24 protein-coding genes are annotated in these 22,968 nt (G+C 66.0%); 5 read left to right on the forward strand and 19 right to left on the reverse strand.

Features of this window, described 5'->3' with window-relative positions:
• Positions 1 to 133 precede the first annotated feature (133 nt).
• Entirely contained in the window at positions 134 to 838 is a 705-nt protein-coding gene (locus M2375_RS03475) for a nitroreductase (RefSeq protein WP_259163986.1), read from the forward strand.
• A gap of 15 nt (positions 839 to 853) precedes the next feature.
• Here the strand turns inward: M2375_RS03475 and M2375_RS03480 are convergent, their stop codons facing one another.
• Genes M2375_RS03480 through M2375_RS03505 form a run of 6 tightly spaced genes read right to left on the reverse strand, consistent with a single transcriptional unit; the run spans position 854 to position 6,752 of the window.
• Positions 854 to 2,047 carry an AAA family ATPase gene (locus M2375_RS03480; RefSeq protein ID WP_259163987.1) on the reverse strand — a complete coding sequence of 398 codons (1,194 nt, stop codon included), beginning with the start codon at positions 2,045 to 2,047 and terminating at the stop codon, positions 854 to 856.
• A 4-nt stretch (positions 2,048 to 2,051) separates the two neighbouring features.
• Positions 2,052 to 3,248: a beta-ketoacyl synthase N-terminal-like domain-containing protein gene (locus M2375_RS03485; protein WP_259163988.1), complete on the reverse strand. Its 1,197-nt coding sequence runs from the start codon at positions 3,246 to 3,248 to the stop codon at positions 2,052 to 2,054.
• A gap of 14 nt (positions 3,249 to 3,262) precedes the next feature.
• Positions 3,263 to 4,753 carry an AMP-binding protein gene (locus tag M2375_RS03490; protein WP_259163989.1) on the reverse strand — a complete coding sequence of 497 codons (1,491 nt, stop codon included), beginning with the start codon at positions 4,751 to 4,753 and terminating at the stop codon, positions 3,263 to 3,265.
• A complete protein-coding gene (locus tag M2375_RS03495; protein ID WP_259164759.1) occupies positions 4,750 to 5,343 on the reverse strand; it encodes a biotin transporter BioY in 594 nt (197 codons plus the stop codon). Before M2375_RS03495 ends, M2375_RS03490 begins: the two co-directional genes overlap by 4 nt.
• 45 nt (positions 5,344 to 5,388) lie before the next feature.
• Positions 5,389 to 5,982, reverse strand: a complete 594-nt coding sequence (locus M2375_RS03500) for an energy-coupling factor transporter transmembrane component T (RefSeq protein WP_259163990.1) — start codon at positions 5,980 to 5,982, stop codon at positions 5,389 to 5,391.
• Positions 5,982 to 6,752, reverse strand: a complete 771-nt coding sequence (locus tag M2375_RS03505) for an energy-coupling factor ABC transporter ATP-binding protein (RefSeq protein WP_259163991.1) — start codon at positions 6,750 to 6,752, stop codon at positions 5,982 to 5,984. The genes M2375_RS03500 and M2375_RS03505 overlap by 1 nt, the downstream gene beginning before the upstream one ends.
• 679 nt (positions 6,753 to 7,431) lie before the next feature.
• Here M2375_RS03505 and M2375_RS03510 point away from each other — a divergent pair.
• Positions 7,432 to 7,599 (forward strand): hypothetical protein, encoded by a 168-nt coding sequence (locus M2375_RS03510; RefSeq protein ID WP_259163993.1) that lies wholly within the window; start codon positions 7,432 to 7,434, stop codon positions 7,597 to 7,599.
• Between the two features lie 281 nt (positions 7,600 to 7,880).
• Positions 7,881 to 8,717 (forward strand): MetQ/NlpA family ABC transporter substrate-binding protein, encoded by an 837-nt coding sequence (locus M2375_RS03515; RefSeq protein ID WP_259163994.1) that lies wholly within the window; start codon positions 7,881 to 7,883, stop codon positions 8,715 to 8,717.
• A gap of 28 nt (positions 8,718 to 8,745) precedes the next feature.
• Here M2375_RS03515 and M2375_RS03520 read toward each other — a convergent pair whose 3' ends face one another.
• From M2375_RS03520 to M2375_RS03570, 11 genes are all read right to left on the reverse strand, one after another.
• Positions 8,746 to 9,963 carry a leucine-rich repeat-containing protein kinase family protein gene (locus M2375_RS03520; RefSeq protein WP_259163995.1) on the reverse strand — a complete coding sequence of 406 codons (1,218 nt, stop codon included), beginning with the start codon at positions 9,961 to 9,963 and terminating at the stop codon, positions 8,746 to 8,748.
• Between the two features lie 56 nt (positions 9,964 to 10,019).
• The gene (locus tag M2375_RS03525) at positions 10,020 to 10,400 is read right to left on the reverse strand and encodes a copper-binding protein (protein ID WP_259163996.1); all 381 of its coding nucleotides are present in this window, start codon (positions 10,398 to 10,400) and stop codon (positions 10,020 to 10,022) included.
• A gap of 42 nt (positions 10,401 to 10,442) precedes the next feature.
• A complete protein-coding gene (locus tag M2375_RS03530) occupies positions 10,443 to 10,955 on the reverse strand; it encodes a DUF411 domain-containing protein (protein WP_404979271.1) in 513 nt (170 codons plus the stop codon).
• Positions 10,956 to 10,975: 20 nt separating this feature from the next.
• Positions 10,976 to 11,482 (reverse strand): cupredoxin family protein, encoded by a 507-nt coding sequence (locus M2375_RS03535; RefSeq protein ID WP_259163997.1) that lies wholly within the window; start codon positions 11,480 to 11,482, stop codon positions 10,976 to 10,978.
• A gap of 15 nt (positions 11,483 to 11,497) precedes the next feature.
• Positions 11,498 to 12,892 carry a multicopper oxidase family protein gene (locus M2375_RS03540; RefSeq protein WP_259163998.1) on the reverse strand — a complete coding sequence of 465 codons (1,395 nt, stop codon included), beginning with the start codon at positions 12,890 to 12,892 and terminating at the stop codon, positions 11,498 to 11,500.
• A 1-nt stretch (position 12,893) separates the two neighbouring features.
• Positions 12,894 to 14,348, reverse strand: coding sequence for a TolC family protein (locus M2375_RS03545; RefSeq protein WP_259163999.1), 1,455 nt, complete (start codon positions 14,346 to 14,348; stop codon positions 12,894 to 12,896).
• Complete coding sequence (locus M2375_RS03550) at positions 14,345 to 14,671, reverse strand: hypothetical protein (protein ID WP_259164001.1); 327 nt, start codon at positions 14,669 to 14,671, stop codon at positions 14,345 to 14,347. The genes M2375_RS03545 and M2375_RS03550 overlap by 4 nt, the downstream gene beginning before the upstream one ends.
• A 77-nt stretch (positions 14,672 to 14,748) precedes the next feature.
• Entirely contained in the window at positions 14,749 to 15,165 is a 417-nt protein-coding gene (locus tag M2375_RS03555) for a hypothetical protein (RefSeq protein ID WP_259164003.1), read from the reverse strand.
• 178 nt (positions 15,166 to 15,343) lie between these two features.
• Positions 15,344 to 16,066 (reverse strand): SDR family NAD(P)-dependent oxidoreductase, encoded by a 723-nt coding sequence (locus M2375_RS03560; RefSeq protein ID WP_259164005.1) that lies wholly within the window; start codon positions 16,064 to 16,066, stop codon positions 15,344 to 15,346.
• A gap of 11 nt (positions 16,067 to 16,077) precedes the next feature.
• On the reverse strand, positions 16,078 to 17,328 hold the full coding sequence (locus M2375_RS03565) for an aspartate aminotransferase family protein (protein ID WP_259164006.1): 1,251 nt from the start codon (positions 17,326 to 17,328) through the stop codon (positions 16,078 to 16,080).
• A 22-nt stretch (positions 17,329 to 17,350) separates the two neighbouring features.
• Complete coding sequence (locus M2375_RS03570; protein WP_259164007.1) at positions 17,351 to 18,478, reverse strand: phosphotransferase; 1,128 nt, start codon at positions 18,476 to 18,478, stop codon at positions 17,351 to 17,353.
• A gap of 216 nt (positions 18,479 to 18,694) precedes the next feature.
• Between M2375_RS03570 and M2375_RS03575 the strand changes: the two genes are divergently transcribed.
• Positions 18,695 to 19,375, forward strand: coding sequence for a GntR family transcriptional regulator (locus tag M2375_RS03575; RefSeq protein ID WP_259164008.1), 681 nt, complete (start codon positions 18,695 to 18,697; stop codon positions 19,373 to 19,375).
• A gap of 61 nt (positions 19,376 to 19,436) precedes the next feature.
• Here the strand turns inward: M2375_RS03575 and M2375_RS03580 are convergent, their stop codons facing one another.
• Both M2375_RS03580 and M2375_RS03585 read right to left on the reverse strand, forming a co-directional pair.
• Complete coding sequence (locus M2375_RS03580) at positions 19,437 to 20,780, reverse strand: HipA domain-containing protein (protein WP_259164009.1); 1,344 nt, start codon at positions 20,778 to 20,780, stop codon at positions 19,437 to 19,439.
• A 99-nt stretch (positions 20,781 to 20,879) separates the two neighbouring features.
• Complete coding sequence (locus M2375_RS03585; RefSeq protein ID WP_259164010.1) at positions 20,880 to 21,764, reverse strand: LysR family transcriptional regulator; 885 nt, start codon at positions 21,762 to 21,764, stop codon at positions 20,880 to 20,882.
• A gap of 77 nt (positions 21,765 to 21,841) precedes the next feature.
• On the opposite strand from M2375_RS03585, the gene M2375_RS03590 reads away from it, so the two are divergent.
• Complete coding sequence (locus tag M2375_RS03590; RefSeq protein WP_259164011.1) at positions 21,842 to 22,801, forward strand: DMT family transporter; 960 nt, start codon at positions 21,842 to 21,844, stop codon at positions 22,799 to 22,801.
• The last annotated feature ends 167 nt before the right edge of the window (positions 22,802 to 22,968 follow it).

Consider the following 22,968-nt stretch of genomic DNA (forward strand, 5'->3'; position numbering starts at 1 on the left):
CAAGGCGAGGGAGAAGGGAACAGGTGTGGCGGAGAAGTGGATGGATTGTGCTGCAAGTCGGCGTTGCCTGTGCGGCCCAAGCCGACTGGATGGGCAATCCAAGGGCCCATTCACTACAATGGCGGCCACTGCCATGAACAAGCCCCTCTCTCCTTCTTTCATCACCTCGGCCGCCGATGCCGAAAGCAGCGCCCAGCTGCGCCGCTCGGTGCGTGGTTTTACCTCGCAGCCAGTGGCAGATGCGCTGCTGCTGGACTGCCTGCAAGAGGCGCGGCGTGCGCCCAGTGGTGCCAATCTGCAGCCTGGCTATTTTTGGCAAGTGGCGGGAGCGCGGCGCGAGCAGCTCTCTAGCCGCTTGCAGCAGGCCTATGCGGCGGGCGCTCAAGAGGCCGAAGACTATGGCTATTTCCCCAACCCGCTGCCGCTATCGCTGCGCAAGCGCCAGGTGGCTGCGGCGCAGGCTTTGTATGGCGCGCTCGGCGTGGAACGGGGCGATGCAGCAGGGCGGGGCGCGCAGTTTGGGCGCAACTTTCGCTTTTTTGATGCGCCCGTTGCCCTCATCATTTCCATTGACAGCGGCTTTGGGCCGGGCGGCTATATGGATCTGGGCATGGCCATCTATGGCTTGATGCTGGCGGCCCAGTCACGGGGCTTGGCGACTTGTGCCATTGGGGCCATGGCCTCGTACCCGGGCTTGATCCGCGATGTGCTGGTGCTGCCTGCTACGCAGACGGTGGTTTGCGGCATGGCGCTGGGCTATGAAGATACCGGTGCGGCGGTGAACCAGACGCTGACGGCCCGCGCAGAAATCGACGCGTACTTCAAACGGCTGGACTGAGGCTCGTACCTCGGTCTAACGCTCATGCCACTGCCAGCGTGGTAACTCGCCGGCGGGGATGTTGGCGATATGGGTCTCGCCCAGGTTCTTTTCCAAATGGATGGCCTGGTAGTCCAGCTCGGCGGCAGCGCCCTCCAGCGCAGCCAGCAAGCGGTTGGCGTGGGTGACGACGATCACCTGGGTCTGGCGTGCGGCCACGGCCACCAGGCGGCCCAGTGCGGGCAACAAGTCGGGGTGCAGGCTGGTTTCGGGCTCGTTGAGCACCAGCATCTGCGGTGGGCGCGGCGTCAGCAGCGCGGCAATCCATAGCAAATAGCGCAGGGTGCCGTCCGAGAGCTCATTGGTATGCAGCGGGCGCAGCAGGCCGGGCTGGTGCATCAGCAATTCCAAGCGGCTGCCGTCTTGGTGAACGGAGATCTTGGCGCCGGCAAAGGCATCGTCTACTGCCGCCATCAGCGCCTCGTGGTCCCCAATGGCGCTGATGGTTTCCCAGGCTGCGGCCAGGTCGGCACCATCGTTGCTGAGCACCGGTGTGTAGCTGCCCAGCTGCGGCTGGCGCGCGGGGGCATCCATGTCGCTGCGGAAATGGTCGTAAAAGCGCCAGGAGCGCAGCTGCTCGCGCACGGTCAGCATCTCGGGTGCTGCGACGGGATCGACGAACTCGGTCAGCATGCTCGCCCAGCGCGGGATTGGGCGCTCGACCGGCTGCCAGCCTTGCGCCGCCCGCCCACTGCCGCGCAGGCGCAGCAGTGCGGCCTGGCGCTCTACCAGGCTGGCGCTGGGGCGCCAGACGGGACCCGCCCATAGCGCTTCGTGTTTGATCTCTGGGTCATGCGCAAAGGCTTGCAGCACCGCCGATGGCGTGGGCATGCCAATGTCGATGGCGTAGCCAAAGCCCTCATCATCGGAGGCAAAGCCCAGCTGCAGCTGCACCGGTTTGCGCCGCACAGAGCCTTGCACCGGCACGTCGCCACGGCGCATGCGGGCAGAAATCTCTTCGGGCCCGGCCCACAGCGTGGAGGCCAGCCCGCCCTCGCGCACCAAGGAGCGCACCACGCCCCCGTTGGCAATATCGGCCAAGAGCCGCAGGGCTTTGTAGACGCTACTTTTGCCGCTGCCATTGGGCCCGGTGATGACGGTGAGCTGGCCCAGCGGCACCAGCAGTTGGCGCAAGGATCGGTAATTGGCAATGGCAAGCGTAGAGAGCATGCACTCAATATAGCAGCGCTGCCTGGCGTACCAAGGTGGCACTGCCCAGGCCGCCCGCGCCTGCCACGGCTGCCAAGCCCAGTGCTCCCAGTGCGCCTGGCGCTGTCTGCTGTAGATCGGCCAGCACCCGTACCAGCGCAATGGCGGCCGATGCACCAATCGGGTGGCCACGTGCAATGCCGCCGCCGTGGCGGTTGAGCAAGCGGCCATCTGCGCCCTGGCGCTGCAGCAGTGCCTGCCACTGCAGGCCTTGCACGGCAAAGGCGTCGTGCAGTTCCATGGCAGCCAGCTGTGGCCAGGCCATACCCTGGCGTTGCAGCAAGCGCTGGGCAGCATCGGCCGCCAGCACCAAGGGCATGGCGGGTGAGCCACCCAGTGATTGGTGGCCCAGCCATTGGGCGGCCGGTTGCAGGCCCCAGCGCCGGCAGGCGCCTTCGCTGACCAGTAAAACTAGCGCCGCAGCATCGGCCTTGGGGGAGATGGCGACGGTGCTCACCGCATGCTCGCGGCGCCCTTCATCTGCGATGTCTGCATCAGTCTGCGCGACCACGGGCATGCGGTCCAGCTGGCGCTGGCTCAAGGCGCGCGGAAAGGCGTCTTGCAGCACACCTGCCACGGGGATGATCTCGCGGGCCAGCACATCGGCGCTTGCCAGTGCGCGTGCATGGCTGGCGGCCGCATAGCGGTCTTGCGCGGCGCGGCTGTAGCCAGCGCTGGCGGCATAGCGGGCGGCGGCCACCAGCAGGTCCGGGTCGTCATGGGGCGGCGGCGCAAAGGGCGGGCGCTCGTAGGGCGCTGCGCTGTCGCCCGCCTGCAAGGGGCGGGTGGCGCGAATGGGGGCACGGCTCCAGGCCTCGGCACCGCCGGCCACCACCACCTCGGCCTGGCCACTGGCGACCAGGCTGGCGCCCAGCGCTACCGCATCCAGGCCGGCGCAGCATTGGGTATCCACCGTGTAGGCCGCGCAGTGCAGCGGCAGCTGGCCGGCCAGGGCCAGCATGCGCGCGGGGTTGCCCCCGGCGCCCAAGGCGTTGCCCAGCACCACCGCATCGACTGCCGCTGCCGGCAGCCCTGCGCGTTGCAGCAAGGCCTGCAGCACGGGCGCTGCGATCTCATGCGTTTGCAGATGCTTGAAGGCGCCGCCCACCGGCACCACGGCACTGCGGGCATGGCTGGGGATAAAAACGGTTGCTGCGGGCATGGTGGTTTGGGCGTTTAAGCCAGGTGTTCAGCCGCTTGCTGCTGAGCCGTCAGCCACAGGGCCAGCGTTGGGTGGTCCGTTTTGCCGCTGGCCGTTTGCGGCCAGGGCGCGGCACTGAACCAGCGACGCGGGCATTTGTGGGCTTCGAGCTGGCTGCGGCACCAGTCGGCCAGCGTACGGGCCAGCGCGGTATCGGCCAGCGGCTGCAAGCCTGCGTGCTGGCCAGAGGCGGGGGCGGCGTCATCGCGCAGCTGCAGGGCCACCCAAACCTGCTTGCCCCGCAGGGCATCATCGACGCCATGCACCGACGCAGCGGCCACGCGTGGGTGCTCGCAGAGCACCGCTTCCACCTCTTCGGGAAACAGGTTTTTGCCTTGGGTGACGATCATGCGCTTCTCGCGCCCGACCAAGGTCAGCAGGCCTTGCGCATCGATGCTGCCCATGTCACGCACACTCAGCCAGTCGCCATCGCGCAGCGCTGCGGTGGCATCGGCCTGGTCGCCCACATAGCCCTCAAACAGCATGGGGCTGCGCAGCCAGATGGTGCCCACCTCGCCTGTCGGCAGGGGTTGCATGGCGGCATCGCGGATCTGCAGCTGCACATTGCTGAAGGCCCGGCCCACCACCTGTGGCGGCGTGGCAGCGCTGGCATCCATCCAGGCGATAAAGCTCGATTCGGAGGCACCGTAGAACTCCACAATCCGGGCCTTTGGAAACAGCGCTTGCAATGCAGGCGTGTGCTGGCGCATCCAGCGCGCGCCGCTGATCATCAATAGCTTGAGCGACTCTACCGGCGCGATGGCGCGGCGCTCGGCCAGCTGCAGCATCACCAGCAGCTGGCTGGGCACCGCGACCAGGCAGGGCGTAGCCCGCTCGCGCAAGCTAGCCAGGCATTGGCTGGCAGAAAAGCGGGGCTGCAGCTGCATGCCGCCGCCCGTCCAGATGCCCTGCAGCGCGCCAAACAGAAACAGCGAGTGCGACAGGCTGCCCGGTGCCATCACACAGCCCCTGGCGGCGCTGCCAAAGCTATCGACGCAGACGCGAAAGCTTTCGCTCCAGGACTGGTGGTGGCGCCGAAAGCCCTTGGGCTGGCCGGTGCTGCCGGAGGTAAAGCCAATGTAGAAAGATTGCAATGCCTCGTCGGCGCGGCCGTCTGCCGGGGGTGTGGCGGCCAGCGCATCAATCCACTGTTGGGCCTGGGCCTGCTGTGCGGGCGACCAGGCTTTGTCGCCCAGTGCGGCGCAGCGGCCGCTGGCATTGGTGGCTAAGAAATCGGTCACCAGCGCTGCCGGGGATTGCCCGGCATCCAACAGGCGTGTGTGCGGCGCATTTTGCGCCTGCAGCGCCTGGGCCTGCTGCTGCACGGCGGCATGCAGATCGGCAAAGCAGATGCGTTGCTGGCCGTCATCAATGGCGATCGCATCGGGCCGCTGCTGCGCCCAGTGGGCCAGCGGGCCATGCACCAAGCGCTGCCAGTGCGGCAGGGGCGTTGCCAAACCGCTCACAGGCGGCGTCCACCAAAACGCCAGTCGGGCAGACCCCGGGCGACGGTGTGCACAATCAAGGCCACCAAGACGCACTTGACCAGGTCACCCGGCACAAACACCAAGGTGCCAATGGCTGCCTGAACAAAACTCAGCTTGGCCAGCAGCATCAGGCCCACCACACCAAAGGCGTGGACGACGACGATGCCGCCCACCACCGATGCGGCAAAGGCGCAAGCGGCCAGCCGTGCGGGCGACGATTCCTTGCCCGCCAGCGCGCGCATCACCAAGCCCGCCACCGCAGCGGCTACGGGGTACGAGATAAGGTAGCCGGCAGACGGCAAAAAGAACACGCCCATACCGCCCCGGCCCCCGGACAGCAGCGGCAGGCCCAGCGCCACGGCCGCCAAAAACAGCACCATGGCCTGAAAGCCCATGCGCGCACCCAGCATGCAGCCGGCCAGCATCACGCCCGTGGTCTGGGCGGTAATGGGCACGCCCAAGGGCAGATCAATCTTGGGAATCAAGCCAAAGGCGGCCAGCAGCGCGGCAAACAGCGCCACCATGGCGATGCGCTGCGCGCGGGTTTCGGTGTGGTGCTCGGTGGTCATGTGCATGTCCGTATCTTTCAAGGGATGGATAAGGGCGCCCGGCTGCTAGAGCTTGAGGCGTATGGCCAGCGCATCAGCCACCTTGCGGGCGGTGATGAGCATATGAATGGTGAGTGGGGCCAGCAAGCGCCAGCCGCCCGAGCGGCCGGTACGCACCTGGTAGGCATCGGCCAGGCGCTGCCATTGCACAAAAAACTGTTCGGCAAAGCGCAGCATCAAGCCCAGCTGCAGCGCCAGGCGCTCGACCGGCAGGCCCAGGCGGCCAAGAGGGGAGAGCAGCCATTCGGCCACGCCCAGTAGATCGCCAAAACGGGTGGTGGCCGTCAGCATCGCGCCCAGCAAGGTGGTGCTGACCAGGCGCAGGCCGCTGGCCAGGCCCAGCCAGGGCTGGCCGGTGGCCGCATGCAGGCCGCCCACTAGTATTGAGGCGACCAGCGCCACCACCACCAGCCGGCGCGTGGGGCGCGAAGCCGCCCCCAGGCTGGCGTACAAAAGCGCAATCGCTGCAAAGGCCAGCGCTTGGATCCGCAGATCACTGAGCGCCAAGAGCAGTATGCTGCTCAAGGCCAGCAGCAGCAGCTTGAGCCCGGCAGGCAGCCGGTGCATCCAGCTGGGGATGTCGCTGTAGAGCGTGCCCATTACTGCGCCCCTGCGGCCGTGGTGGACGGCGACACGGCATCCAGTTGCCGGGCAATGCGCGCCTGCACATCGGCCTCGTAGGCCGCGCAAACGCTAGCGCCCGGGCCATCGCCACGGACCTGGCCCTGGTCCAGCCACAGCACGCGCTCGAAGTGGCGCACATGGTCCAGCACATGGGTGGAGATGACGACCTGGGCCGGGGCGGCGTCCAGCTCACGCGCCAGGCGCGCCTGGCCCGGCAGGTCGAGGCTGGCGAAGGGCTCGTCAAGCAGCATCACCTGGGGCGCGGCCATCAGCATTGCCAAAAAACACACTTGCTGGCGCTGGCCTTGGCTCAGGCCACTGACGGCGCGCGGCGCCCAGTCGGCCAGTCCCCGTGCGGCCAAAAACTGCTGGGCCTGCACGATGGCGGCCTTGCGGGCGATGCCCCGGTACTGCAGGCTCAGGCCCAGCTCTTCCTCCACGGTGGGGAAGATGATCTGGTCATCCGGGTTCTGGAACATCAGACCCACCACGCCGGGCAGTTGCTCGCGCTGGCGCTGCACATCGCAGCCTGCCACCTGCACGCTGCCCTGGTGCGCATGCTCCAGGCCACACAGCAGCCGAAACAGGCTGGTCTTGCCTGCGCCGTTGTCACCGATCAGCCCAATGCGCCCTTGCGTCAAATGCAGGCTCAGACCCTGAAACACCGTCTGCGCACCCCGGCGGAGGTGCACATCGCTCAAGCGGATGCCTGGAGTAGAAGCGGTCGGGGCCAAGGAGAGAGTCATGTTGAGCACTGCGGGGCACCGGCCATACCGGCGCCACCTGGTTTTAAAAAATACGCTAAGCCCTGCGCCCCGATGGGTGGGTGGCAGGTTTGGTACCCCACACCCGGCATCCGTCCATGGTCTCTGGGCGGCCGGCGTATCGGCCTGTTGACGCTTGCAAAACCCGTGTTTGCAGGCACCCGGCCAGCTTGCAGGGCTGGGCAGCATTGTCGCACCAAGTCTCTCGCTGCGGCAGGGGCAGACACGGGCTGCCACTGGCCAATCTTTGCTGCTGGGTGAAGGCTGTTTTAGCCGGAGTTGCCAGAAGTTCGCCGGAAGATGTCGACAATTTACTTTAACGCTTAGCCAACATGCGCGCTGCTGCAGCCACCCGGTGTGCCGGGGTAGAGGGGGTGACTTATTAAAAACTATAGCGTTATATGGCGTGGATAAAGGCCATGGAGTTGTTTACCCTGTGCTGCGCAGATTGATTCCCAAAAAGTGCCAATCTGCTGCTGGGGTTTTGCGGCTGCGCACCAGGGGCTTTGTTCAACAAAGTGCCTTGTAAGCACAGATTTTTTCTGACAGACAGCGGGGAATCCCCATGGTGCAATGGATGCATTCCACTGTTGCCATCCCGTGTTGGGCTGGCTGAGGCAGCTGTTCAGCAGTACCAGTCTCCGTGGAAAGGAGGTTCACCATGTTTGAGCACCACAGTCATTGGTTCGACGCAGCCTCTTTTATCGCCCTGGTGTTGGCCGTGTTGCTGGCATTCAGCTTGACCATCTGGCCCGTCTCCAGCGCAGCGGCGGCAGATTCGCTGGCGCATATGCTGCAAGGCGTGATCCAGGTCTGGTGCCGCCCCTGAGCGCTGGCTTTCCTGAATGCCCATTGCCGATAGCCGATAGCCGCTTGATGGCCCGGGCCTGTAAAACAAGCAGCCGCCCCTTCCCGAGATGGGCGGCTTTTTGCTGGGCGCTTGCCGTATTTCTATAGATGCGATTGGAATGAGCTGATTTCCAGAATTTCTGAGCGAGGGTCTGCTGGGCGGTTCATACTTGCTGGTTTGCTGCAGCGCCACCGATGCAGGCCTTGGTAAGGTTTGGCGTCTGGCTGCTGCCTGTATTGGGATTGCCTGGAGTTATTTTGATGTCCGCTCGTTTTTCCTTCGCCGCAGGGCGCCGCGCCGTGATGGCCAGTGCCGCCATGGCTTTGATCGCTGCTTTTGCCGTGCCTGCGATGGCGCAGGATGCGGCCAAAAAGAGCCTCAAGATCGGCGCCACCGCTGGCTCCAACTACGACTTGCTGCAAAAAGGCATCGTGCCGCAGCTGGAGAAAAAGGGCTACCAGATCAAGCTGATCGAGTTCAACGACTATGTGCAGCCCAACCTGGCGCTGTCCGATGGCTCGCTCGATGCCAACTTCTTCCAGCACCGCGCCTATTTCGACCAGTTCACCAGCGACCGCAAGTTGGCGCTGACGGCCATCGTGCAAGGCCCCGTGGCGCCCATGGGCGTTTACAGCAAGAAGCACAAAACCCTGGCCGATATCCAAAGCGGCGCCAAAGTGGCCTTGCCCAACGACCCCAGCAACCTGGCGCGTGCGTTGCTGGTGCTGCAGCAAGCCGGCCTCGTCAAGATCAAGGAGGGCGTGAACCCCGCCCGCATCTCCGAGCTGGACCTGGCCGCCAATCCCCACAAGCTCAAGTTTGTGGCGCTGGAGGCCGCCCAGCTGCCCCGCGTGCTCGAAGACGCCGATTACGTCGTGGTTAACGGCAACTTTGCCGTCTCCTCGGGCCTGAAGCTGAGCGAGGCCGTGGTGCTGGAGAACACCCCCGACCAGTACCTGAACGTGGTCGCCGTCAAGACCGGTAACGAAAAGAGCGCTTGGGCCCAGGACCTGGCTGCCGCCTACCGCTCGCCCGAGTTCAAGGCCGTGGTGGACAGCCAGTTCCCTGGCTACGCCAAGCCTGCGTTCCTGAAGTAAAGCCTTGCGCCCGGCTTGCCGGGCGCAGTCAGTGCATCCGCGCCTGCACCTCGGCTTCCAGGTGCTGCAGCGCGCGCAGCTCCATCTGCTGCAGCTGCAGGCGCTGCGGCGCCGGCAACTCGCCCAGCATCGATGCTGCCCCCAAATCACTCAGCACCGCATCGCCGGTGGTTGGGTTCCACAAGATATTGTGGGCATACAGATCCCCATGCAACATGCCTTGGCCATGCAGATGCGCCACGGCACTGCGCACCTGTGCCAGCAGGCGCTGCGCGGCAGCCGCAGAAAACCGGGCACCGTCGGCATAGACATCGCGTGTGCAGCTGGCCAGGCTGGGTGGGCCCGCCAGCGGTTGCAGGCCGGGTGGTAGCAGCGGCAATACCATTGCCAGCTCCGGGGAGCTGGCATGCGCGTCCGCTTGCAGCCCCGCCAGCGGTGTCAGCAAATGCGGGTGCTGGCCCGCTGCCAGGCCCGCTGCCATTTCTGATTGGGGCGTGCCATCGCTGGTCTGCCCCGCCTTGAACACTTTCAGCGCCACATCGGCACCACCACCGACAACGCTGGCGCGGTAGATATGGCCGCTGGCGCCCTGTCCCAGCAGTTCCTGCCGCTGCAAATCCTCGCTGCGCCAAGCCGCTGCCGCGTTGGCCTGCAGCACCTGCTGCTCACTGCGCAATGTCATCGGGTTGCCGGCCATCGCCAACCAGGCCAGCGCCGGCATGGCCAGCACCTCGGGCGGCAGTGCGGCAAAGCGGTTGCCAGCCAGGCGCAGCAGCTCCAGCCGGGGGCTGTGGGCGAGGCCACGCGGGAGGCTCTGCAGCTGGTTACAGGCCAGCATCAGCTTTTGCAGGCGGGGGCGCTCGCCCAGGGTGTCGGGCAGCTCCCTGATCTGGTTGTCGGTGAGGATCAGCCAGCGCAGCTGCGGCGGCAGGCTATCAGCCGCCACCCTGCGAATCTGGCAGGCCTTAAAGCCCACCATCTCCAACTGGGGCATACGGCCCAGCACGCGTGGCAGTTCGGTAAACGGGTTGTTGGAGGCAAACAGCACGCGCAGCTTGCCAAAACGCGTCAGGTCATCGGGCAGGGTGGAGAGCTGGTTGCCCGAGAGGTCGAGCACCTCCAGGCTGCCCGCGAGCGCAAAGAGTTCCTGCGGAAAGGTCTGCAGGCCTGCAGACAGCTTGACCTGGCGGGCGCCGCGCAGGGCGCCGCTTTGCAGTTGCTCTTGGAATGCTTGAAGACTTTGCATGGCTGCACAGTGTAGGTGCTGGCAGCGCATGCTTTGTCCATATCCCGCCGCGGGGCCTACTTGGCCAGCTCGATGCGGGTGATGCGCAAGCTGCCGCCCTCATCCTGCACATGGAAGCGCACCTTGTCACCGGGCATGAACTGCTCCGCCAACGCGGCCTCCTTCAATCCGAAAACCATGGTCATCGGGGGCATGTCCAGGTTCTTGATCTCTTCGTGGCGAATGGTCAGCTTGCCGCCGCGCTTGTCAACGCGGGTGATCTCGCCTGCGGTCATCACCGCGTCGGCACTGGCGGCTGGCGCTGGTGCAGCAGCGGTTGCAGCGGGCACTGCGGGCACGGCGTCGCCATGGTCGGCATGGTTCTGGGCCAGGGCTGGGCTGAGCATGGTGCCAGCCAGGGTCAGGGCGGCGAGGGTGGTGGTGAGGGTGTTCTTCATAAAGTTCTCCAAATCTTGTCAATGCCAAAGGCCTGCGAATGCTCAGTTGCGGTAGGCGGTGAAAACGGTGGTCGATACCTCGCTGTTCATCCCATTTTTGGTGACCAGCAGCACATCGAACGGATCCTTGCGGCCGCCATATTCCGGGCCATCCATGCCGGGGCTGCCCACGGGCATGCCGGGCACGGCAATGCCCAGGGCCTTTGGTTTTTGCTGCAGCAGCTTGTGCACATCGGCAGGCGGTACATGGCCTTCGACCAGGTAACCGCCCACCCGAGCGGTATGGCAGGAGCCCAGGCGCACGGGCAGGCCCAGCTTGGCGCGCATGGCGCTGTTGCCGGTGTCGTGCACGGTGGCGCTAAAGCCGGCTTTTTCCATCAAGGTGATCCAGTCCTTGCAGCAGCCGCAGTTGGGGTCTTTCCAGACTTCGATGGGTGTCGGGGCCGGGCTGGCCGCGAGCGCGGGCCATACGGCGGCCATACCGGTGCTCAGGCCAGCGGCCAGCATTTGCAAGCTGCGGCGGCGGGTGTAGTAGTGGGTGTGGGTGTGTTGCATGGGGGTGTCCTTGGTTTGCGTCAATCGGTGACGGTGAACGTGCCCGTCATCCCCGCCTGGTAGTGGCCGGGGATCAGGCAGGCAAAGTCAAAACTGCCTGCGCGGTTGAAGTGCCAGACCAGGTCTTCGCTTTTCTGCGGGGCGACATGGGCCATATAGGGCTCGGCATGCTCCATGCCGGGGTGCTTGAGCATCATTTGCGCGTGTTGCGCGAGGGTTGCCTTGGTGCCCAGCACCACCTCGTGCATGACCTGGCCCTTGTTGAGCACGCGCAGGCGCAGGGTTTCGCCCTTTTTGACGCTGAAGTGCGCGGGTGAGAAGCGCATGTCGTCGCCCATGTTCAGGTCGATGCTGCGGCTAGCCTGCTTGGCATCGCCGGCGATGCCCCAGTCCTTTTGTTCCTTGGTGACAGCCGTGCTGGCTGGGGCGCTCGCTGAGGTGGCTGCATGGCTTTCGCTGCCGTGTGCAAAAGCGGTGCTGGCGCTGGCCAGCAGGGTGCATGCCACCAGGTGGGAAATAGTTTTCATGGGATCACTCCGGGTTCAGTGGTTGGCATGGCCGCTGCCAGCGGCGGGTTTGTGGACGCTGGGCGCGCCGGGGGCCGTGCCGGGCAGGGTCTGGCGTGGCGCTTGCGCGTCCAGCGGCGCGCCCTGCCATTCGTAGGCCACGGTGCCCGGGGGCTGGGCATACCAGCCGGGGTCCCGGTAGTCCTGCGCGGCCAGGCCTTTGCGCACCTTGAAGGTGGTAAACATGCCGCCCATCTCGATGTTGCCGAAGGGCCCCTTGCCGGTCATCATCGGGAAGGTGTTGTCCGGCAGTGGCATTTGCATGGCGCCCATGTCGCCCATGTCGCCCATGCCGCGCTCGCCCATCAGCATGTAGTCGGGCACGATCTTCTGGATCTTGCCCACCAGGCCTTTGTGGTCCAGGCCAATCATCGTGGGCACATCGTGGCCCATGGCGCCCATGGTGTGGTGGCTCTTGTGGCAGTGGAAGGCCCAGTCGCCGGGCTCGTCGGCGATCAGCTCGATCTGGCGCATCTGGCCTACGGCCACATCGGTGGTCACCTCGGGCCAGCGTGCGCTGCGGGGCACGGGGCCGCCGTCGGTGCCGGTCACTTCAAACTCATGGCCGTGGATATGGATGGGGTGGTTGGTCATGGTCAGGTTGCCCACACGGATGCGTACCCGCTCGCCCAGGCCCGCCACCAGCGGCGTGATGGCCGGAAAGGCCCGGCTGTTGAAGGTCCAGATGTTGAAATCGGTCATCTCGGCCACCTTGGGCGTCATCGCGCCGGGCTCTACCGCATAGGCGCTGAGCAGGAAGGCGTAGTCGCGCGCCACATCGGCAATCTGCGGGTGGCGGCCCTTGGGGTGGGTGATCCACAGGCCCATCATGCCCATGGCCATCTGCACCATCTCGTCGGAATGCGGGTGGTACATAAAGGTGCCGGGCCGGCGCGCCTGGAACTCGTAGACAAAGGTCTTGCCTGGCGGGATGTGGGGTTGGTTCAGGCCGCCCACGCCATCCATGCCATTGGGCAGGCGCTGGCCATGCCAATGCACCGTGGTGGCTTCGGGCAGGCGGTTGGTGACAAAGATGCGGACTCGGTCGCCTTCCACCACCTCGATGGTGGGGCCGGGCGACTGGCCGTTGTAGCCCCACATGTTGACAAAAAAGCCCGGTGCCACCTCGCGCACCACCGGCTCTGCCACCAGGTGGAACTCCTTGACGCCGGCGTTCATGCGCCAGGGCAGGGTCCAGCCGTTAAGGGTGACCACCGGTTGGTAGGGCCTGCCATTGGGCGGCAGCAGCGGCGCGGCGGTATCAGCGCTGGTTTGCGTGATGGCCTCGGGCAGGGCGGCCATGGCTACCGGGCTGATGGCGGCAGCCGCCACGGCCGAGGCGGCGCCGGAGAAAAATTGACGGCGTTGCATATCAGTGGCCTTGGGGTTCGGTGGGGGGTGTGGCAGGCGCAGCGGCAGTGCGTGCAGCGCGTGCGCTGGCGGCTGTGGGTTGCGGCGATGTGCCGCTCAGCGCCAGTTGCAGATCGGTCTCGGCCAGCCAGAAGTCGCGCTGCGCGTCAGTCGCCGTCAGCACCGCCTGGGTGGTGCTGCGGGCCTGAGCCAGCAGCTGCCAGACGCTGACAAACATGCCGTTGTAGCGGTAGATGGTCTCTTCCTGCACCAGCTGGGCCAGCGGCAGCACTTCGGTTTGCTGCTGGTGGGCCAGGTCCCAGGCGGTGCGGTAGCTGCGCCAGCTGCTGCGTGCCTCGCTGCGCGCACGGATGGCGCTCTCGCGCAGCTGGGCTGCATTGGCTTGCACCTGGTGGCGTGCCAGGCCGCTGGCGGCCGAGCCCCAGTCGAACAGCGGCAGGGGCACATCCAGCTCCCAGCCCCGGGTGCTGTCTTTGTGGCCGGTATCGCGCTCGGTGCTGGTGTTGCGGCTGTAGCTGGCACCAATGTCGCCAAATACCGCGCCCAGGGTGGCCCAGCCTTGGCGGTCGGTGCTGACTTCCAGATTGCGGCGCAGGGCGCCCAGGTCCAGGCGCTCACGCAGTGCGGTGGCCTCTGCATTGGCACTGCTGCGCAAGTCGCTGGCGGCTTTGGGCAGCGGGGGCAAGGCGGTGGGCAGCGCAAAATCCAGCTGCTCGCCCCACAGGCCCATGCGCTGGGCCAGCTGCTCGCGGGCCAGTTGCGCAGCCAGCTCGGCGCGTGCCAGCTGCGCGGCCGCTTGCTGCTGCTGGGCCATCTCGCGTGCCTGGTCCAGCTTGCTGAAGTTGCCGACTGCGGCCATGCGGCGGGCCAGCTCGCCGCCCAGGGCAGCGGCCTCATGCATGCGGATGTTGGCGGCCCGTGCCTGCTCTGCCGCCACGGCGTTCAGCCAGGCCCGGCGGGTGTCTGCGGCCAGCAGCAGGGTTTGCTGCGCCGCGCCCAAGGTGGCCTGCTCCATCTGCCAGCCTTGCCAGCGGCTGCGCCAGGGCAGGGTCAGCAGATCGACCAGGCCAAAGCTGAGCTTGCGCTCAATCTCGCGCTCATGGCTGTTGCGGAAAAAGCCCAGACTGAGGCTGGGGTTGGGCAAGGTCAAGGCTTGCACGCGCTGGGCATCGGCAATGCCCAGTTGCGCCAGCTGCACCTGCAGGCCGGGGTTGTTCAACAGCGCAATGCGCACGGCGGTGTCCGCATCCACGGGCTGCTGCAGCCACTGCGCTATTTGTGCCTGCGCCGCTTGCAGGGCCTGCGCATCGGCTGGCGGCAGTTGGGCCTGGGCCGGCAGGCGGCCTTGCAGCTGCTGGGTGACATCGCTGCGCAGGCCATCGGGCGATACGCTGGCGCAGCCAGCCAGCAGCAGCGCGGCAGACAGGGTGGTGAGGCGAAGGGCCAGGCGCTTCATGGCTGGCCTCCGTGGCGGTGCGCTGCCGCTGGCTCGGCAGGGGTGCCTGGAGCAGCGGGCGCGGCCATCTGGGCTTTTTCCCAGGCCATGACATCGGCATGGCCTCTGGTAAAAGCAGCCACTGCGGCATTGGCCTGCTGCCAATCGCCGGGCGCATCAACCATGCTGCCGCTGCTGGCCAGGGGCGGGTGGCGGAGCGCCGATGTGGGTGCGTCGGGATCGGTGGCGGCCGGGGCAGAGGCCGGCGTTTGGGCATACAGCCAGCTGGTGCCAACCAGCCAGCCCGCGCTGGCAAGGCAGCGCAAGACATGCGCAGTGCGCATAGGATTCTCCTGAAAGCTTGGTCAAAGCAGGCGCCTGCATGGCAGTTGCCATGCGGACGCACCTCGGGTGTCAGCAATCAGGAAATGGGTGGTTTGGAGGCTTGGGTGAGCAGGGCGCTGGCAAAGAGCGCGCTGCCGCTGGCGCGGGCCAGCGAGGGGGAGGCAAGGGCCGCAAAGCCCGCGTCGTTGAACAGATCAATGGCCGAATGGCAGATGCCGCAGGCCGAGCAACTGGCGCCATGCTGGGCGGGGTCATGCTTGCCATGATCGCCGTGGCAAGCCAGGTCGTCGCCGGTGCTGCAGTGGCGGCTGTCTGCGCTGGTGTGGCTGATGTGGCTAGTGCCGATGTCCGCGTGGTCAACCAGGCTGCTGGCGTGGTGTTCGGCCATCGCGGCCGGCATCACCGGTGCCACCATGCCCATCGCCATGGCGTCGCCCATGAGGCCGCGCAGGGCCAGCATCAGCATCAGCAACAGGGACAGACAAGCACGCATGGTGGGTTCAGACAGGGCAGGATGCAGAAAGTTCCGCAGCGGCTGAGTGTAGCGCAGGCCAATGGCCTTGCTGCTGGTGGGCGGCTAGGGATCCTCTGCAAAACCCTCGCCCAAAGGGATGGACGCGGATCGCCCGAGACCGCGTTCAGACCACGGCAGGGCGTTTTGCAGAGGGTCCCTAGTACTGCGACTCCACCTGCCAGCTCACTGCTATCTCGGCCACGCTGGCGCTGGCGGGCAGCCCCAGCACCGTGCGCACCAGGGTGGCAATGTCGGCCGGTTGGCTGATCTGGGCGCGCATCTCGGGCTGCACGCCATCGGCCATATCGGTGTCGACAAAGCCTGGGCAGATGGCGGTGCAGCGGATGCGGTCGGCCCCGCCGCAGTGGCGTATGCCATGGGCCAAGGCCAGCGCCGCATGTTTGCTGATGGCATAGAGCGAGCCCTCGGGTGCCCGCACCCGTTTGCCGGCCAGCGATGCCATGACCACCACCTTGCCATTGGGCGACTGCTGCAAATACGGCCATACCTGGCGCGTCAGCCGCATGGGCGATTTCACATTGATGGCCATCAGCCGGTCAAACTCCGCATCGCTGGCCGTCAGCACGCTGTCGGTGCTGAGCACGCCGGCGTTGTGGACGATGGCGTCAATGCGCCCAAAATGCCCGGCCGCCTCGGCGATCCAGCGGGTTTCGCTGGCCGCGTCCAGCGCATCAAAGTGGCTGCGAAGCAGTTGTGCAGGGGCATGGCCTGCCAGCTGCGGCACGGGCTGGCGCGTGCCCACGCTCACCCGCCAGCCATGGGCCAGCAGCTCTTGCGCAATGGCCAGCCCCAGGCCGCGCCCGGCGCCGCTGACCAGGGCGACAGGTTGCGACGAGGGCGGCGTGCTGTGGTGGGGCATGGGCAGCACCGTCAGGCCCGGGCCTGCAAGGCCTCATCCAACGCCGTCGCCAGCAGATCGGCGTGCGCGGTCCCAAAGGGCAGCGGCGGGCGGATCTTGAGGGTATCGCCCAGCGGCCCGCTGGTGCTGATCAGTACCCCCGCTTGGCGCATGTGGTTGACGACGGCCGTGGCCAGGCTGCCGCTCTCCAGCTGCAGGCCCCAGTACAGGCCTTCGCCTCGGATCTGGGTGATGGCGCTGTGCTGCGCTGCCAGCGACTGCAGCGCCTGCTGCAGATGGCCGCCGACGCGGCGTACATGGGCGGGGGCGTCCATGCGCTCCAGCGCATCGAGCACGGCCAGGGCCACCGCGGCAGATACCGTGTTGCCACCAAAGGTGTTGAAGTAGCGGCAGCGCTTGCCAAACACCTCCATCAGCGGCGTCTTCAGCACCAAGGCCGCAATCGGGTGGCCATTGCCCATGGGTTTGCCCATGGTCACCATATCGGGCACCACCGATTCGCGGCCAAAGGCCCACCAGCGGCCGGTGCGGCAAAAGCCGCCTTGCACCTCATCGGCAATGAACAGGCCGCCGCGCTTGCGCACGGCCTGGGCGGCGGCTTGCAGGATGGGCGCGGCGTCGATGTGCACGCCATCGCTGGCAAACACGGTATCGAGCAGCAAGGCGCTCACCGGCGTGCCACGCGCTTCCAGCGCGGTGGCGGCATCATCCACCCGCTGGGCAAAGGCGGCTGCTGCCGCCTGGGCATCCATGCCCTGGAACGCGGGCGGGTCGATCAGCTCCACATGCGCTGCCGGTGGGCACAGGGACGGCGAGCATTGCGCCAGTGCCATGGTCACGCCGTGGTAGGCGTTGCGGGTGATGATCAGGCCCTGGCGACCAGTAAATTCTTGCGCCACGCGCAGTGCCAGGTCATTGGCCTCGCTGCCGGTGCAGGTGAACACGCTGGTGTCCAGCTCGGCCGGAAAAAGCGCGCGCAGCCGCTCGGCCAGCTGCACCACGTTGTCATGCAGGTAGCGGGTATGCGTGTTGAGCAACTGGCTTTGCGCGATGAGCGCTGCGTTCACCGAGGCATTGGCATGGCCGACCACGGGCACATTGTTGTAGGCATCCAGGTAGCTGCGGCCATCGGCATCCCACAGCCAGACGCCATCGCCGCGCACCGGGTGCAGGGGCGCGTCGTAAAACAGGCGGTAAGAGGGGCCCAGCGCGCTTTGGCGGCGTGCAAGCAGGCGCTGGTCGTCTGCGGAGAGGGTTGGCATCGGGTGGTGCTCCAGGTGGGGGTCAGGCGGCGGTTGGCTGGGTGTCGGCACGGCGGTCGGCTTGCGCGGCATGGGCTTGCAGCCAGCCGCCAATCATGCGGCTGAACAAGGCCGTGGCGGTGGCCTGGCTGCGCAGGATGTAGACGCGGTTGTCGGGATAGAGGCGGGCGCGCCAGGCGGTAATCACCATGCGCTGCGTCAGCCGCGCCAGGATCAGATCGGGCAGCAAATCTTGCTCGACAGCGGACAGCGGCAGCAGGCTTTCGTAGCCTGCCAGCATCGCTGCCAGCGCGGCATCGGGCGCGTCGGTCAGTGGCATCTGGTAAGAGGCGGCAATGGCCAGATCGGCCACGCGCGGTGCCCGCAGCATGTCGCCAAAATCAAGCACCCCGGCAATGCCCAAGCCATCGTCGCTGGCCAGCAGGTTGCTGGGCGACAGATCGTTGTGGATGGTCTGCGTGGGCAGCTGCGGGCCCAGCCGTGCCAGCCGCGGCTCAAACAAGGTCCAGAACGCGGCAATCTGCGCACGCAGCGGGGCGTCGTCCACCACCTCCAGCCAGGGGCGCAGCAGTGGTGCGCGGCGTGCATCCCATAAAAAAGGGCGCTCGGTGGCCGGGTGCGCAAAGTCTGCCAAGGCCCCGTGCAACTGGGCAATGGCCAGGCCCCAGGCCTGCCAGGCGGTGGCATTGCGCTGCAGATCGCTGCCGGGCTTGCCATCCAGAAAGCTGTAGCAGCGCACCCGCAACCGCTCGCCCGCCGGGCTGCACCAATCCAGCCAATCGGGGCTGGTTTTGGCACTGGCTTCTGCTGCTGCGGGCTGTTGCATCGGGTGGTGCAAGGGCACGGGCACGGCGCAGCGGCCTGCCAGGTGCTTGAGCACGGCGATCTGCATCTCCGTTTCCGCCAGCGACTCGGCCGCGCTGATGAACTTGAGGGTGACGGCGCTGCCGTCCTTCGCGCGGATCAGAAAGTTGCGGTCGCGCTCACCGGACAGCGGCTGCACATCGCCGCTGATGCCATAGACCTCGCGCGCCAGTGCCGCAGCGTCAGCGGCCCTGACCTGGGGTACCGCTGTTAAAAAGCCCTGGCTGGCTTGCGCCAGTGCATCGGGTTCGTCAGATTTGAGAAGGGCGGTGCTGGAGCTGGTCATGGCAGGGGAAGACAGTGCGTATTTGGTTAATTTGATGTTTGATGCATCATAAATCCATGAGGCTGATTTAAACAGCAAGTTGAAGCCAAGGCATTGGGACAAACCTGAATGGCTGGGCTTTTGCGTATGATGCATCTTGCTGCACTGCGAGGCTGGGGATCCCTACCAATCCCGCAGCGTGGCGCCACCACAAAAACACCCCAGGAGCAATGGCAGATGGCAGACCGATTTGAGAGTGTCAACACCGAGAGCAAGGGCGAGCAGATCTATGCCCAGCTGGCGCAGGCGCTGGTCAAAGGGCAGCTGTTGCCCGGTGAGCGCCTCAAGATCCGCGAGTTGGCGGCCCAAATGGGCACCAGCGTGACGCCCGTGCGCGATGCCATCCTGCGCCTGGTGCAGCACGGCGTATTGGTGATGCTCAGCCCCCGCGATATACGGGTGCGCCGCCTGAGCTTGGACGAGTACCTGGAGATTCGCAACATCCGCGTGGAGCTGGAAGGCATGGCCGCCAGCCAGGCCGCCGTGCGCGCCACTGCCGATGAGGTGCAGCGCCTGGCCGAGCAGGTGCAGCAGAACGAAGAGGCCGTGCGGCGCGGCGACATCGCCCAGGCGATTGCGCTGAACCAGGATTTTCACTTTGCGCTGTGCCAGCTGGCCCGCATGCCGCTGCTGTCCGATATTTTGTACGGCCTGTGGCTCAAGATGGGCCCGCTGATCGCCCAGAGTTACAGCGAAGGCGGGCGCAGCATGATTGACCACCATTACCCCGTCATCGAGGCCTTGCGCCGCAACGACCCGCATGCGGCGCGGGTGGCGATCCAGACCGATTTGCTGTCCGGCGGGCAGTCGATCTATGAGCGGTTTGGGCGGGTGGAGGCGGGGGTGGACGCCCAGTGAGAGCCCAGTGGGGGTTGGCAGCTGCTTGCGTGCTGGCGGGGCCCAGCGCCGCTGAGCTCGCTTATTGCGTGGGCAACAGCGGGGCTGCAAACGCCCGCGCTACCTCTCGGTTGCGTACCGCCAGCGCTTGCATGGCCGCGGAGGTGGGTGCGGCCAGTTGGGCATCGCTGGCGGCTTCCCAGAAGGCGTCGGCCGCACGCGCAGCCAGGCTCCACACCCGGGGGACGGCGCCAATGGTGCTCACCTTGGGCTCGATGGGCACCAGCTCCGGGTCCAGCCCGCCGCCGATGGAGGCGTAGCGCATCGGCAGAATGTCGTAGGCGGGGGCAATGCCCAGGTACTCGCCATCGTCGCCAATCAGCAGCGAAATATTCTCGAAATGCCGGTCGGTATTGCCGATCAATTCGCTGAACGCGGCCATCACAGCGACATGCTCGGCATGCTGGGGGCTGACATAGTCTGCGTTCACGCAGCGTGCGGCGAACTCGGGCCAGGTATCGCGCACACCGAAAAACTCGTCATCCACGGCGCCAGCTGAGAGCATGCCTAGCCGTCCTTGCTTGCCGATGCGGTCAAAGCGCTGGACTTCCAGAAACACAAACTCGCCGCGGGCAAGGATCTGTGTCTTGGCGGTGGGCACGCCCACCTCGGCCAGCGATGCCAGCGCCAAGTGTTCCAGTGGCAGCAGCTCAGCCATGCGGCTGCCAGCACGTGCAAACTTGACGATCACCGACCCCGTGTCTGGCGCCACCCAGAGGAATTTGGGCTGCTCGCCACCGGCGCTCGAGCCATAGGATTCGTTTTTGAGCTGCTGCGCGAGGCCCACATACACGTCCAGCTTGTCTTGTGCCTGCGGCATGGGCTGGCGCAGCAAATCCATTTCGCGCTGCAACGGTAGATCGCCAAAGATCAGGTTGCCCGGCAGATTGAGCCCTTGCGTGAACAGGAACGCAATACGGTGGTCGTCGCTCCAGTCGCTCAGGCTGACAGGGAAGGGCTGGTTGCGCGCTGCAGTCTGGGCAAGTTGGCGACCCAAAAACCCCGATGGCGCCGCAAACAACATATAGGGCGGCAGGCCTTCGTAAAGGCGAATGGCGCCAGCATCACCGCGCTCCAGCGTGCCGCCCCCCACGAGGAATTCGAGGTCGGCATACGGAACGATGTGGCCGCTGGAGAGAAAGCGGTAAACCCGCTGGCGCGGGTTGAGCCCCAGCGGCAGCTTGCGCAACTGCGCGTAATGCGGCGTACGCTGGCCCGGCTCGCGAAACATGGTGACCGTGGTGGATAGTTCGCGAATAGTTCGGGAGAGCGTTGGCTGGCTGATGCCCAGCGATTCCACCAGCTGCTGGCCAGAGCGCGGCCCACCGGCCAGCGCGCGCTCGATGGCCTGGTGCAGATCGTTCAATGCTGGTCGGGGGAAGGGGGGCACTTGGGCTTTCCTGAATAGTTCAAGAATTTTATATGAATAATTAATTCATCGCTTTCCGTGTTGCCAGGACGGGCTTTAGCCCGCCACGGGGCCCTGCACCAGCCTCAGCGTCTGCACCAGCAGCTGGTACAAGCTGTCCACCGCTGGGGAGTGGCGCGATTCCTTGCTGCGGTAGACGGCGACCTCCATCGGCGCCAAGGGGCCCAGGCCGTGTTTGCTGCCCAGGACCTGCAGATGGGGTGGCGCGCTGCACTGGGTGAGGGCGGCAATGGCCAAGCCGCTCTCCACGGCAGCAATCTGCCCGGCCAGGCTGGAGCTGTTGTAGACCACGCGGTGCTGGCGCCCTTGCATGGCCAGCGATTGCAGCGCACCGCGCCGGGCCAAGCTGGCTTCCTCATACACGGCAATGGGCAGGGGATCGCGCCGCCACAGCGCAAAGTGCTCGGAGCCGACCCAGACCATGGGCTCATGGAACAGCAAGGTGCCCCGGCGTGCGTGGTCGCGCGAAACCAGTGCCAGATCGAGCGCGCCGGCTGCCACGCGCGGAATCAGCGCGGTGGACTGCTCGCAGCTGAGCACGATCTCCACGCCGCTATGCCGGGGTGCAAAGCGTTTTAATACCGGTGTCAGGTACTTGGCGGCGTAGTCATCGGGCACCCCCAGGCGTACATTCCCCCGCAGCGCCTGGCCTTGCAGTGCCGACTGTGCCTCGCTGTGCAGATCCAGGATGCGGCGGGCGTAGCCGAGCAGCTTTTGGCCTTCTGCGGTGAGCTGCTGGCTGCGGCTGTCGCGCTCCAGCAAACGATGGCCGACGGCGGATTCCAGCTTCTTGAGCTGCATGCTCACGGCCGACTGGGAGCGGTGCACCTCGCCCGCTGCGCCAGACAGCGAGCCGGTATCGACCACGGCGACAAAGCACTTGAGCCAGTCCATCTGCAGGTCTTGGGAGGTGGTGGGCATGTAGATTCGATATTCGAATGGCTGGTGGAAGAATTATGCGCTTTTCGTAATATGGCTGGTGTTTCACACTGCAGGCCATGCATCGCTACCCCAACCCCACGCGCAGTGCCGCCGCGCACCATGCGCACCCAAGGCCCCACGTGGCACACCACGCAGTCGCTGGCGTTTTGCCATTTTTACTGGGCAGTGCGCTGCTGGGCAGCATCGGTGTTTTTGTGCACCTGGCCGATGCCGACGCGCTGACGGCCACCTGGTTTCGCTGCGCCTTTGGGCTGTTGGGCCTGACGGCTTGGTTGCTGTGGCGCGGACAACTGGGCCGTCTGCGACTGAGCCGGAGTACCGCCGTCTGGGTGCTGCTGGCCAGCGTCTTGATGGTGCTGGGTTGGGTGCTGTTTTTCGCGGCAATGGAGCGCATGTCTGCCGGGGTTGCCGTGGTGCTGTTCCATCTGCAGCCCATGTGGGTGCTGGTGTTGGGTGCGCTGTGCCTGGGCGAGCGGCCTGGCCGGCCAAAGGTGGTGGCTGTGGCAGCATCCATGCTGGGGCTGGTGCTGGCGACGGGGGTGCTGGAGCAGGTCGCGTCACCGCAAGACGCGCGATCCGCCTATTGGTGGGGTGTGGGTTTTTGCCTGCTGGGGGCATTCTTGACCGCAGCGGTGACGGTGATTGCGCGGCGCCTGCGTGATCTGCCTGCCGGTGTCTTGGCTTGGTGGCAATGTGCAGCAGGCAGTGCCGTTCTCTGGATCGCGCCTGCCCACGAGGGCTGGCCGGCCTGGGGCGCTTCCTGGTTCTGGCTGGCTGGTCTGGGCCTGGTGCATACCGCCATGGCGTATGCCCTGATCTACACCGGCATGGCCAGGCTGCCCACGGGGCGTATCGCGGTCTTGCAGTTTGCCTACCCCGCCATGGCGATCTTGGTGGACTGGCTGTATTTTGGGCACCGTCTGGGGCCTTTGCAGATCGCCGGGATCGCGGTGATGGGGGTGGCCATCTGCTATGCGGAGCGCCGGCCAAGCGCTGAGAAATTGCACAGCGCCTGACTGCTGCGGCCTGCACGGCCTGCTGCGCGTGGTGTGAAAGCGGTGGAAAGCCCTGGTCGCTAAGCGGTACACCGAAAGCGCCGTGCGCTGGAGGGCCTTGGCTACTGTCCTCGTGTCAAACCAGCACCAACCGCAGCCCCGGGCAGCGGGCGGACGCAGTACCTGGG

This window comes from Comamonas sp. BIGb0152, from assembly GCF_024809975.1.
In the GTDB taxonomy this organism is placed as follows: Bacteria; Pseudomonadota; Gammaproteobacteria; order Burkholderiales; family Burkholderiaceae_C; genus Comamonas.